10 protein-coding genes and 2 pseudogenes are annotated in these 11,932 nt (G+C 70.7%); 7 read left to right on the top strand and 5 right to left on the bottom strand.

The genetic code is table 11. The annotated features are described in order from the left end of the window. Positions 1–252 precede the first annotated feature (252 nt). On the bottom strand, positions 253–444 hold the full coding sequence (locus tag ACH4MY_RS26080; protein ID WP_398006139.1) for a hypothetical protein: 192 nt from the start codon (positions 442–444) through the stop codon (positions 253–255). A gap of 190 nt (positions 445–634) precedes the next feature. Here ACH4MY_RS26080 and ACH4MY_RS26085 point away from each other — a divergent pair, with 190 nt between their 5' ends. The 3 genes from ACH4MY_RS26085 to ACH4MY_RS26095 all read left to right on the top strand — a co-directional run bounded on the left by ACH4MY_RS26085 (position 635) and on the right by ACH4MY_RS26095 (position 4,814). Next, on the top strand, positions 635–2,785 hold the full coding sequence (locus tag ACH4MY_RS26085; RefSeq protein ID WP_398006140.1) for a bifunctional polysaccharide deacetylase/glycosyltransferase family 2 protein: 2,151 nt from the start codon (positions 635–637) through the stop codon (positions 2,783–2,785). Positions 2,786–2,787: 2 nt separating this feature from the next. Continuing rightward, positions 2,788–4,053, top strand: a complete 1,266-nt coding sequence (locus ACH4MY_RS26090; RefSeq protein ID WP_398006141.1) for an acyltransferase — start codon at positions 2,788–2,790, stop codon at positions 4,051–4,053. A 155-nt stretch (positions 4,054–4,208) separates the two neighbouring features. Then, complete coding sequence (locus ACH4MY_RS26095; RefSeq protein WP_398006142.1) at positions 4,209–4,814, top strand: DinB family protein; 606 nt, start codon at positions 4,209–4,211, stop codon at positions 4,812–4,814. Between the two features lie 64 nt (positions 4,815–4,878). Here ACH4MY_RS26095 and ACH4MY_RS26100 read toward each other — a convergent pair whose 3' ends face one another. Beyond that, the gene (locus ACH4MY_RS26100; protein WP_398006143.1) at positions 4,879–6,039 is read right to left on the bottom strand and encodes an agmatine/peptidylarginine deiminase; all 1,161 of its coding nucleotides are present in this window, start codon (positions 6,037–6,039) and stop codon (positions 4,879–4,881) included. A gap of 309 nt (positions 6,040–6,348) precedes the next feature. Between ACH4MY_RS26100 and ACH4MY_RS26105 the strand changes: the two genes are divergently transcribed. After that, positions 6,349–6,930 (top strand): TetR/AcrR family transcriptional regulator, encoded by a 582-nt coding sequence (locus ACH4MY_RS26105; RefSeq protein ID WP_398006144.1) that lies wholly within the window; start codon positions 6,349–6,351, stop codon positions 6,928–6,930. Positions 6,931–7,122: 192 nt separating this feature from the next. Here ACH4MY_RS26105 and ACH4MY_RS26110 read toward each other — a convergent pair whose 3' ends face one another. Beyond that, entirely contained in the window at positions 7,123–7,596 is a 474-nt protein-coding gene (locus tag ACH4MY_RS26110) for a LuxR C-terminal-related transcriptional regulator (protein WP_398006145.1), read from the bottom strand. A 450-nt stretch (positions 7,597–8,046) separates the two neighbouring features. Here ACH4MY_RS26110 and ACH4MY_RS26115 point away from each other — a divergent pair. Continuing rightward, positions 8,047–8,744: pseudogene (locus ACH4MY_RS26115) on the top strand (S1 family peptidase). Between the two features lie 11 nt (positions 8,745–8,755). On the opposite strand, the gene ACH4MY_RS26120 reads toward ACH4MY_RS26115, so the two are convergent. After that, a complete protein-coding gene (locus ACH4MY_RS26120) occupies positions 8,756–9,397 on the bottom strand; it encodes a TetR/AcrR family transcriptional regulator (protein ID WP_398006146.1) in 642 nt (213 codons plus the stop codon). 353 nt (positions 9,398–9,750) lie between these two features. Between ACH4MY_RS26120 and ACH4MY_RS26125 the strand changes: the two are divergent. Further along, positions 9,751–9,873, top strand: a pseudogene (locus ACH4MY_RS26125) (capsule biosynthesis protein capC); the annotation flags it as partial. After that, positions 9,866–10,915: an NlpC/P60 family protein gene (locus tag ACH4MY_RS26130; protein WP_398006147.1), complete on the top strand. Its 1,050-nt coding sequence runs from the start codon at positions 9,866–9,868 to the stop codon at positions 10,913–10,915. The pseudogene ACH4MY_RS26125 and the gene ACH4MY_RS26130, both read left to right, overlap by 8 nt. A 108-nt stretch (positions 10,916–11,023) precedes the next feature. Here the strand turns inward: ACH4MY_RS26130 and ACH4MY_RS26135 are convergent, their stop codons facing one another. Beyond that, positions 11,024–11,734, bottom strand: coding sequence for a TetR/AcrR family transcriptional regulator (locus ACH4MY_RS26135; protein ID WP_398006148.1), 711 nt, complete (start codon positions 11,732–11,734; stop codon positions 11,024–11,026). Between the last annotated feature and the right edge of the window lie 198 nt (positions 11,735–11,932).

The following is an 11,932-nucleotide window of genomic DNA, read 5'->3' on the forward strand; positions in this document are numbered from 1 at the left end:
TGCTGTTCGCGTCCCGGCCATCCAAGGGCGGGGAGGCGCCTGTTGAGATACCGATCCGGTTACGACACCCGATCGGAATATGCCAAATACGCACATCGCACACCAATCGATTCAGGTCATGCGCTACGGTCCGCTCTACGCTTCAGCAGTCTCCACACCCTGCACAAAAAGGCCACAACTCATGCGCCAAGTCGCCACACCCTCCGGGCGCGGATCGTTCCACTCGGTACAGCCCGGCGTGGCCGAATCGCATCAGGTGGAGCCTGCTCCGGCACCGGTGTTCGTCGACCAGTCGGGTCTGCGCAGCCGCCAGCTGCGGCGCTTCGGCTGGCCGGTCTCCGTGGTCGGCGCGATCCTGGCGGCCGCCATGGGCAGCAGCCTCATCGGCGGGCAGTCGGACGCCCCGGCGATGGGGATACCGGGGAAGCCCTCGTACTTGCCCACCAGGGGGCCCCTGTCGCCCTCCTGGCCCTAGAGGACACGGTCCGCGACACCCCGCCCGAAGAGTTCGGCCCTCACGCCGAACCTCGGGACATTCCCTCGAACACCGCGACCGTCGTGCCGCCCGGAGCACCGTCTGCGGGCCGGGCCGAGCGTGCCTGATCGTCCGCACCACCCATCTCCAGGAGCACCCTTGTCCCGCCACCAGCGTCGTCGGCAGTCCCTGCTGAGGCCGCGCCGACTGGCTGCGCCGCCGCTGCGCTTCTTCATGCCGCTGTCCCTGCTGGCCTGCCTGCTCGCGCTCCTCGTCCTGCGGGGCCTCGCCACCAACGAGGCGTTCCACGACACCCGGGTGGCGACCTCGGTCGACAAGACGACCGTGCCGGAGAACCTGCTCAAGGGCGGCCCGATCATCGACGCGCGCGGCACCAGGAACGAGCGCCCCGTGAGTTACCGGATCCCCGACCGCACCGTGGTCCTGAGCTTCGACGACGGCCCCTCGCCGGAGTGGACCCCGAAGATCCTGGACGTGCTCGCGGCCCACGACATCCGCGCGGACTTCTTCGTGACCGGCGCGATGACCACGCGCCACCCGGAGCTGATCCGGCAGATCGTCGCGGGCGGCCACGAGATCGGCGTGCACACCTTCACCCACCCCGACCTGGTGTACCAGTCCGAAGCCCGGATCAGCTGGGAGCTGGCCCAGACGCAGCTGGCGCTGGCCGGCGTCGCGGGCGTCCACACCGCGCTGTTCCGCCCGCCGTACTCCTCCGACGCCTCGGCGCTCGACGACTGGAACTACCCGGTGATCAAGTACGTGGGTTCCCACGGCTACCTCACCGCGTTCATCGACCGCGACACCCACGACTGGAAGCGTCCCGGCGTCGACGCGATCGTCGAGGCGGCGATGCCGCGCAAGCCCGGCGCGGGCGAGCTGATCCTGCTGCACGACGCGGGTGGCGACCGTACCGAGACCCTTGCCGCGCTCGAGCGGATCATCGAGAAGCTGCAGGGCGAGGGGTACCGCTTCACCACCATCTCCGAGGCACTCGGCGCCACCGACGCCACCGTGCCGGTGCACGGCTACCAGCTGTGGGCGGGCAAGTCCTTCATCTGGGCCACCAAGGCCGCCGTGCTCTCCGTGCCGGTGCTGGTCGCTCTGCTGGCCGTCGTCGGCTTCCTCAACTTCGGCCGGTTCGCGCTGATGCTCGTCCTCGCACCACTCCACGCCCGGCGCTCCCGGCGGCGGGACGCGTGGGGACCGCCCGTCACCGAGCCGGTCACCGTCCTCGTCCCGGCCTACAACGAGCGCGAGTGCATCGCGAACACCCTGAACTCCCTCGCCGCCAGCGACTATCCCATCGAGGTGATCGTCATCGACGACGGCTCGACGGACGGCACCGCGGACATCGTCGAGGAGATGCGTCTGCCGTTCGTCCGGCTGATCCGCAAGGCCAACGGCGGCAAGTCCACCGCGCTCAACTTCGGCATCGCGGCCGCGTCGCACGACATCATCGTGATGATGGACGGCGACACCGTCTTCGAGCCGTCCACCGTGCGCGAGCTGGTCCAGCCGTTCGGCGACCGGACGATCGGCGCGGTCGCGGGCAACGCCAAGGTCGGCAACCGCGACAGCCTGATCGGAGCCTGGCAGCACATCGAGTACGTCCTCGGCCACAACCTGGACCGGCGGATGTACGACATGCTCAACGTCATCCCGACCATCCCCGGCGCGGTCGGCGCCTTCCGCAGGGAGGCCCTGCGGCGGGTCGGCGGAATGAGCGACGACACCCTCGCCGAGGACACCGACATCACCATGGCGGTGCTCTGCGACGGCTGGCGGATCGTCTACGCCGAGCGTGCCCGCGCCTGGACCGAGGCCCCCGCCAGCCTCCAGCAGCTCTGGTCCCAGCGGTACCGCTGGAGCTACGGCTCCATGCAGGCGATGTGGAAGCACCGCCGTGCCGTGACCTCCCGCGGCCCGGCCGGGCGCTTCGGCCGGCTCGGACTGCCGCTCGTCGTGATGTTCGGCGTGGTCGCCCCGCTGCTCGCGCCGCTGGTCGACATGTTCCTGCTGTACGGCGTGCTGTTCGCGGACGCCCCGATCACCCTCGCCAGCTGGGGCGGCTTCATCCTGCTCCAGGCCGTGCTGTCCTGGTACGCCTTCCGGCTCGACGGCGAGAAGCCCCTGCACCTCATCAGCCTGCCGATCCAGCAACTGGTCTACCGGCAGCTGATGTACCTCGTCCTGTTGCAGTCCACGATCACGGCGCTGACCGGTGGCCGGCTGCGCTGGCAGAAGCTCCGGCGCACCGGCGAGGTCGCCGCACCGGTGGAGGCCTGACCATGACCGCATCCTTCGAGTACGGGGGCACCCACGAGACCCTCGCGCTGCGCGTCCCCGCCGCTCTGCGACGGGAACCGACGCAGGAGCCGGAGCCGGACCCCACGGCACCGTCCAGGGCCAAGGGCGGCCGGGACCGCTATCTCGACCTGCTGCGCGCCCTGGCGCTGGTTCGCGTGGTGCTCTACCACAACTTCGGCTGGTTCTGGCTGCCCGTCGTCTTCCCGTCGATGGGCGTGATGTTCGCGCTGGCCGGGTCGCTGATGGCCCGTTCCCTCAGCCGGCCCGCCCTCGGCGTCATCCGGGGCCGCCTGCGCCGACTGCTGCCGCCGATGTGGCTGTTCGGCGCGATCATGCTCACCGGCCAGCTCCTCGACGGCGGAGGGCCCGACGCCGAGGGGCACCCCGACTGGTGGTGGGGCAAGCTGCTGCTCTGGATCGTGCCGCTGAGCACTCCGCCGTACGCCGAGTCGCTGAACGGTTTCGACCATCTCGTGGGGCAGGGCTGGGCGGTGCAGGTCATCGTCCCGCTCTGGTACCTCCGCGCGTACCTCTGGTTCGTCCTGCTGTCACCGTTGATGCTGTGGGCGCTGCGGCGGATGCCGGTGGTGACGCTGTTCGTGCCGCTCGCGCTGTCGATCGTCATGAACACGTTCTTCATCGACCAGGAGTTCATCTACAGCCGGGTCTGGGAGACCGTCAGCGACTTCGCGACCTTCGGCTCCTGCTGGATCCTCGGCATGGCTCATCAGGAGGGCCTGCTCAAGAAGATCCCGCAGTACGTCGTGCCGTCCGTCGCGCCGCTGATCATGGTGGCCGGCTGGTGGTACCTGCAGACCCGGCCGGTCGATCCGACCGTGCCCACCGACATCGAGAGCTGGCCGATAGCCCAGGCCCTGTGGTCCTTCGGCTTCGTCGCCGTCCTGCTCCACGTCAGTCCCTCCTGGGAACAGTGGCCCCGACCGCTGGAACGCTGGAACGGCCTCATCAGCCTGCTCAACTCACGCGCTGTCAGCGTCTACCTCTGGCACGAGACCGCGTTGGTGGCCGCCGTCCCGCTGATCGACCCCCTCTGGTCCGTCGGCTTCTTCTACGAGCACTGCCAGTGGCTGCTGACCAGCCAGTGGTTTCCGCTGATGGTGGCGATCCCACTGATCGGACTGCTGGTGCTGGCCTTCGGCTGGGTCGAGGACGTGGCCGCGAAGCGCTCTCCGAGGCTCTTCCCGTACCCGCGCCGCGTGCGGGGCAGGCGCCGGGCCGGCGCCTGACGCGGGCCGCCCGCACCGCCGGCGGGCAGGGACGGCGGTGACCCGCGCCACCGATTCCGGTGCCGCGGGTCACCGGTCACGGCCCGGTGCTCCCTGGCGGCCTTGTTCTCCGGGGCGCTTGAGACCACGAGCGGCCCATGGCAGGCTCATGCCGCATGATCGACGAATTCGCCAAGGACAACCTGCACGGGAGACTGCGGCGGGACCGCGAGGCGCTGCTCTGGAAACTCGACGGCCTGTCCGAATACGACGCCCGCCGACCTTTGACAGCGACCGGGACCAACCTCCTCGGCCTGGTCAAACACCTGGCCGCCGTCGAGGCCAGGTACTTCGGCGAGGTCTTCGACCGTCCTTCTCCGGAACCGCTGCCCCGGTGGCAGGACTCCGACGGCAGCGATCTGTGGGCGGCCGAGGACGAGACCCGCGATCAGATCACCGGGTTCTACCGGCGCACGTGGGAACACTCGGACGCGACGATCAACGCGCTTCCCCTCGACGCCCCCGGCCACGTGCCGTGGTGGCCGGAGCCCTATGCCGACACGAACCTGTTCGCCGTCATGGTCCATGTCCTCGGCGAGTCCATCCGGCATGGCGGGCACGCCGACATCCTGCGCGAGGGCCTCGACGGCCGGACCGGGTTGCGCGCCGAACTGGAGAAGCCGATCGACGAGGAAGCCCGGGCGGCCCACTGGGCGAAGGTCGAGCAGGCCGCCAGGTCGGCCGCACCCGCCGAGGCGCAGGGGTTGTCCCACGTGACGTGAGGTTCGTGCGGCATGACGCCGGTGTGGTGCTGGTCCAGGCTTCGGGTGTCATTCCCGGGTGGTGTCAGGCGGCGGGCTTGCCGGGCTGGTCGTGGGTGGAGCAGTGGATTCCGCCGCCGCCGGAGGCGATGGTGTCGATCTGGACCATGACGATGTCGCGCTGGGGGAAGTGCTCCTGGAGGATGGCCTTGGCGTTGTTGTCGGACTTGCGGTCGCCGAACTTGGGCATGAAGACCGAGTCGTTGGCGATGTAGAAGTTGGCGTAGGTGGAGACGAAGTCGTCGCCTTCGCCGGTGATCCTGTCGAGGTCGGGCTGGGGGAGGTCGATGATCTCGAAGCGCCGGCCTCGGGCGTCGGTGGCCTTGGTGAGGACGGAGCGGGCCTGGTCGGCGGAGCGGGACCAGGAGTCCGGGGGTGTGCCGGGGAAGGCCTGGTCGAGGAGGACGACGCCGGGGGCGACGAAGCGGACGAGGCTGTCGACGTGTGCGTCGGTGATGTCCTCGCCGCGGACTCCGGCGAGCCAGACCACCTTCTCCAGTCCGAGGGTCTCGATGAGCTCGTCCTCGATCTGGTCCCGGCTCTTCCCGCGATTGCGGTTGTCGTTGACGATCGAGCTCTCCGTGATGAGGAGGGTGCCCTCGCCGTCGGTCTCGAAGGAGCCGCCCTCGGCGACCAGCGGTGCCTCGACCCGGGGGAGCCCGTACTTCGTGAGGAGCTTGCGGCCGACCTCGGCGTCGTGGGTGTGCTCCTGCTTGTTGCCCCAGCCGTTGAAGCGGAAGTCGACCCCGACGACCTCGCCGTCCTCCTCGACGAAGACGGGAACGATGTCACGCGCCCAGAAGTCGTCGACCTCCAGGGGGATCACCTCGACCTGTGAGCCGCACGCCCTCTGCGCGGCCTTCAGCTGTGCGGGCCTGGCCATCATCACGACCGCCTCGTACTCCGCGACGGCCCGCGCGACGCGGGCGATGTCCTTTCGTACGTAGGGCAGGTCCTCGCCCCAGACCGACTCCAGGGCCGGCCAGGCCATGAAGGTGCGGGTGTGACTGTCCCATTCGGCGCCGAAGCGACGCTCGCCGCCGGAGGGCGTGCGGGCGGGAGTGCCGGACGTACCCCCGAGTGCGGAATCCTGCGGGCCGCAGGCGGTCGCGCCGAGGCCGAGGGCGGCGCCGATTCCTGCGAAGGCGCGCAAGGCGCTGCGACGGGAGGGGAGGAAATGGGACACAACGTGCTCCGATCGTGGATTGGCGAGCGTATCCGGCGGCGGCCGGCGGATCGCGGGGGACGGGACGCGGCGAACGGGATCGCGGGCCTTGGCTTCACGCGCACGGCTGGCCGTGTCGGCGGCCGCGTCGTGGCGTGAGTGGGGGTGGCCGTGATACCACTGTGGCACTGACTGGATTTTCAGTCAAATGTGCGGGACGGGTTACCGAAGGTTCTCGTACGGCGGGAGGGCAGGGACCGGGAGTGCCCGCGGTGGGGGTGGCCGGGCCGGGCTGGGGCGTCGCCCGAAGGTCCGGATAGGGTTCGCGACATGGCATCTCGTAGTACTCAGATCCTGGAGGCGGCCGCCCGGGTGATCGCCCGGCGCGGGGTCCGCGGGCTCCGCGTGGAGGAACTCGCCGAGGAGGCCGGGGTCTCCACCGGGCTGATCTACTACCACTTCAAGGATCGCACCGGTGTCCTGCGGCACACGCTGGAGTTCATCAACGGCCGTGCCGAGCGGTACACCGCGGCGCGGGAGGAGGGGGCGGAGCCGCTCAGCCCCCGCGAGGAGCTCGACCAGGTGCTGGTCCTGGAGCTCCAGGACACCCCGGAGGTGCGGGAGAACAGCACGGCCTGGGGCGAGCTCCGGGCGAGTGCCGTCTTCGACCCGGTCCTGCGCGAGGATCTCGCCCGGGCGACCCTGACATGGGTCCAGGAGCTCGCGGGTCTCCTCGGTCAGGTGCAGCCGCTGGCGCCGGTGGTCGGTCTCGCCGCGTCGGCCGAACGGCTCACGGCGCTGCTGGAGGGCCTGAGCATGCGCTGGCTGAGCGGCGGTCTCGCGATCGACCATGCGCGCGCGCTCATGTCGGAGGCCGTCGAGGTGGAGCTGGCCCGGCTGCGAGAGCTGTAGCCTCCGCCCGTCCGGAAGGTCCGAGCCCTGCCGTCAGGCGTCCCAGTGGGCGGCCGGCACCGTGGTACCGCTGATTCCCCACGGCGGCGTGCGACGAGGGGGCGGCCTGCTCCTGTTCGCACCCCGCCCGATCGGCTCCGCCGCGCCGCTCCCTGCCCCCGAGCGCACCGCCGACCTGGAGGAACTCCCTGGTCAGGCCCTTTCGAGGGAGTCCTCGGGCGGGTCGGCGCCGAGCAGGCCCGCGCGTTCCGCGATGACCGCGGCCTGCACCCGGTTGGCCACACCGATCTTGCCGAGGACGGCGCTGACGTCGTTCTTGGCCGTGGCCACCGAGAAGTGCATCCGGGCGCCGATCGCGTCGTTCGACAGGCCCCGCCCGATGCGGCCGAGCACCTCCCGCTCCCGTGGCGACAGCCGGGCCACCGCCCGCGCGGCCGACTGTGCCCGCGCACCGGGGGCGAGCCCGCCGTGCAGCCGGCGCACCACGGACGGCGAGAGGCAGCCGGCACCGGTCGCCAGGGCGCGTACGGACCGGATCAGCGTGTCGGGTTCGGTGTCCTTGAGGAGGAATCCACCGGCGCCGAGGGCGATGGCCCGGCCCAGGTAGTCGTCGTTGTCGAAGGTGGGGACGCGGAAGCGCGGTACGAGGTCCGGGGTGGGCGGCACAGATTCTCCTCTGGCAGGGGGGTCGAGCGGAAGACGGCGTTCGTCCGGGCCGGGTTGCCCGCGCCTGCGCGAAATCCGAGGAGTAGCCGTCCGGTTGCCGCCCTCGCCGGTCGGTGAGCGGGGGTGGACGACCGGGGGGACTCCTTCATTCCGTGGTCGTGAAAGGCCGGTCAGGCCTGTCGCGCGCCCTTCGTCCGGCCGAGGATCGTCCCTGACCACCGGTGCGACACCGGCTCTGGAAGTGGAGAACACACACCCATGAGAACGATCCTGCCCCGACGTCTCGCCCTGGCCGGCCTGGCGTCGACCTCGGCCCTCGCGCTCCTCACCCTCGCCGCCACCGCCGCCTCGGCGGCCTCGGTGGAGCCCGACCCGTCGGGCGCCCCGCGCACGAAGCCGAGCATCAAGATCATCGGTGGCGCGCCGCAGCCCGTCGGCGCCTATCCGTGGATGGTGTCGACCCAGTTCAGGGGCGCCGGCAGCGCCCTCGACCGGCACCTGTGCGGTGGCAGCCTGATCGCCCCCGACGTCGTGCTCACCGCCGCGCACTGCGCCGTCGTGGCCCCGGCGAACAAGCTGGAGGTCACCGTCGGGCGCACCGTGCTCTCCGACACGCGCCAGGGCCACGTGCGCAAGGTGAAGGAGATCGTCGTCCACCCGCGCTACGCGAAGGGTGACGAGGCGTACGGCCTGGCCCTCTATCGGCTGGACAGGCCGGTCGACGGCGTCGCTCCGGTGCGGCTTCCGACCCCCGGCACGGACGCGCTGCTCCGGCCCGGCGCGAAGGCGAGCGTCATCGGCTGGGGCGATACGAACACCCAGGTGCCTCGGTTCCCCGACCGGCTGCGGGGTGTGACGGTCCCGATGCTCTCGCACGCGGAGTGCCGGGCGACGTACAAGGAGTACGACAAGGCCGTCAACATCTGCGCCGGAGTCGAGAACAGGACTCCTGCCAGGGCGACAGCGGCGGTCCGCTGTTCCGCAAGGTGTCCGGGCGGACCTACCAGACGGGCGTCGTGTCGTACGGCGAAGGCTGCGGCGAGCAGGGCGCTCCGGGCGTCTACACCTCCACGAGCTCGAAGAAGCTGTGGGACACCCTCGCCGAGTCGCCCCAGGGGAAGCGCATGAAGCAGCTGCTCAAGCGCTGACGGAGAGCTTCTCACCGAGAAGCCGCGGGGTCGGACGTGCCGTCCCGGACGGCCTCGCCGTCCGGGACCCAACGCCGACGCAGATCGCCGATCTCCAGCGAGATGGCCGACCGCATCAGCTCGCGGGCGTGCGCCGAGGTCAGCGCTCCGCTCAGCCAACGCGTGCTGAGCCCCTCCAGGAGTGCGGTCAAGCGCTCCGCGGACGCCGTGAGCGTCGGCGCGGGGACCTCGGGGCACGTCTGACCCAACAGCGCCGCGACCTCGTGGACCCAGGTCAGGCCGGCTCTGGCCAGCTCCGTGCGCAACTCGGGGTCGAAGACCGCGCTGGCGCGCAGCTCGCCCCATGCCGTGCTGTTCTCCCGGACTTCGGAAAGATCCTGGAACTCCAGCAGCAGCGATCGCTCCAGCTCCTGATGCGGATCGAAGCGGCCGGCCGCCGCCTCCTCCGCGGCCGTGTAACGGTCTGCCCGGTCGCTGATGAACTCCAGCGTGTGGCGCAGGATGCCCGCCCGGTCCTTGAAGTGGTAGTAGACGAGCGCGGTGGACACCCCGGCTTCGTCCGCCAGTTCCTCCACCCGCAGTCCCCGGACCCCCCGTCGCGCTATGACCCGGGCAGCCCCTTCCAGGATCGCGGTTCTGCGGTCTGTCGCCACGTCGTACCTCCTAGTCGTCGCCCGCCACTATCTCATGCTGACTGAATTTTCAGTTCAGGCCAGGATGGCGGAACATCCTCCCGTCCCTACCTAGGGAGTTCCATGGATATGCCAGTCACCTCTCGCCGCCGACTCCTCCAGCTCGGTGCGGCCGCTCTGCCGCTCGCCGCTCTGGGCGCGGCGCTGCCGTCGGTCGCCCGTGCGGCGACGGCCCCGTCGGGCGCCACTCTGCGGATGCCGGCGGAGACCGACCAGCACGTGCGTACCTTCATGGCCTGGCCCGCCCTGTCGTCGGTCTGGTCGAGCTCCCTCGGCGCGGTGCGCCGGGACATCGCCAACGTCGCGTACGCGATATCGCGCACCAGCTCGTCCGGCAGCCCCGGGGGGCCACCCTGCTCGCCACCAGTACGGTCGCCCTCGCCACCTATGTGGTGCTGACGGCCGGAATCCTGCTCGGAGTGATGCCCGGTGCCTGACACGACCACACGCAAGCGTCGAAGGCGCGGTGCCCTCGCGGCGGTCGCCGCCGTCGGCCTGCTCGGCACGTCCGTCCATCTGACCGGCGAACTGAACAAGGCCAGGACGCCGCCACCGCCGCCCGTCGTCGAGGACAGGGCGGCGACACCGATCGTCCACGGGGCGCTGACCTTCGAGCGGCTCGGCGACCCGAACCGCACGGTGGCCCGCGGCGCCGATGGCGCGGTGGTCGCGACCTTCACCGACGGAGCCCGTACGGCGGTGCTCGCCGGACCCGTCCGTACCTTCGCCGAGGCGCGTTTCACCAAGGCGAAGGTGGTCACGGACCGGTGGGTGCGCCTCCTGCCCCGGCCCTGGACGGCGGGTGCCGAGAAGGCCGGCTGGTTCACCGCCTGGTTCGCCGCGGAACGGAACGGCGGCAAGCCCGACGTGCTGGCCTTCGCCCAGGAGTACCTCGACGGGGCGAAGGTCAAGAAGGACGCCCGGGGGACCGGTTGCGCCGGTGACGCGGGCTTCGGCCCCGTCAACCCCGACCCCACGGGTGACAAGCGACTGGAGGAGTCGGACTTCTTCGACTACCTCGGCATCCCCTACACCTTCCGCGACGGGACGGCCGTTCGGCCCGACAAGGCCCGCTACCGTGCCGTCGACTGCTCCGGCTACATACGTCTGGTCCTCGGGTATCGGGCACGTTTTCCGCTCGCCCCGAGCGACGACGAGGGCGACGGTCTGCCGCGTACCTCGAACGGCATGGCGCGCGGCAAGGTGGGCGTGGACACCCTGGCGTTCACGGGGGAGCGTCCCCGTTCGCTCGGCAAACTCCAGCCGGGTGACCTCGTGTTCTTCGAGATCGACGCCCGCACGGGCGCCCGGCTCGACCACGTCGGCATGTACATGGGCCTGGACACCGAAGGCAAGCCCCGCTTCGTCTCCAGTCGCGAGGAGGCCGACGGCCCTACCTTCGGCGACCTGGGCGGCGTCGCCCGTCTCGACGGCGACGGCTTCTACGCCGCGGGGCTGCGGAGCGCCAAGCGGTTGTAGTGCGGGGAGGCCGCGGCGCCGGGCGCGCGCGAAACGGAGACTGGGATATCAGTCGGATGGCTCGACCCGGCACCGCCGCTTCCGGAATCGGAGGGGGCGGTGCCGGGGTCAGACGCTCACCGTCGGGCGTGGCCGTGCGGTCAGGTGCGCGAGTTCCACCTCGATCGCCTCCCGCATCAGCTCGCGGGCGTGGTCCGGGCGCAGGATGCCGGTGAGTCGACGCGCGTTGAGTCCTTCGCGCAGCGCGGTCAGACGTTCGGCGGAGGCCGTGAGCTCCGCAGGGGCGGGGTGCTCGATGGGGGCCGCAGGGCCGGAGGAGGCCGCCGGCTCGGTGGATGCCGCAGGGGCGGAAGGGGGCGCCGGCTCGGCCGGGGCCGCGAGGTGGGCCGCGCTCGCGGTCGGCCGGGCGAGAGCGAGGAGCTCCGCGACCAGCTGGACCCAGGCCGCACCCGCCCTGGCCAGGGCCTCCCTGAGCTCGGGCTCGAAGACCGCGCTGGCGCGCAGCTCGCCCCACGCCGTGCTGTTCTCGCGGACTTCGGGGAGGTCCTGGAACTCCAGCAGTAAGGCCAGCTCAAGGAGGTCCCGCGCGTCCGACGGCCCGTCGGCGCGGCGCCGTCCCGCGGAGTGCGCCTTCGCCCGGTCGGTGATGAACTCGAGCGTGTGCCGTAGGATGCCGGCTCGGTCCTTGAAGTGGTAGTAGACCAGCGCGGTCGACACCCCGGCCTCGGCGGCCAGCTCCTCCGTGCGGAGCCCACGCACCCCTCGTCGGGCTATGGTGCGGGCCGCGGCCTCCAGGATCGCGGTTCTTCGGTCGGTCACCCTCTACTCCCTCCGGCCGGCCTTCACGGTGTTCACCGTCTCCGCTGGTCATCGTCTCACATTGACTGAAACTTTAGTTAAGGGCACGATGCGGACAGCGTCATGTGAGTGAGTCCCGATGTACCGGGACGGAACCCCGTCTCCTCACTCGCGATATTCCGTACGCCGCTTCGTTCCACCTGCTGAAAGAGCCAGCCG

The organism is Streptomyces sp. NPDC017246 (assembly GCF_044331325.1).
Lineage (GTDB): Bacteria > Actinomycetota > Actinomycetes > Streptomycetales > Streptomycetaceae > Streptomyces.

Bases quoted from the DNA above. Each gene is read 5' to 3' on its own strand.
- ACH4MY_RS26090 (WP_398006141.1), top strand. From the start codon at position 2,788: ATGACCGCATCCTTCGAGTACGGGGGCACCCACGAGACCCTCGCGCTG.
- ACH4MY_RS26095 (WP_398006142.1), top strand. From the start codon at position 4,209: ATGATCGACGAATTCGCCAAGGACAACCTGCACGGGAGACTGCGGCGG.
- ACH4MY_RS26105 (WP_398006144.1), top strand. From the start codon at position 6,349: ATGGCATCTCGTAGTACTCAGATCCTGGAGGCGGCCGCCCGGGTGATC.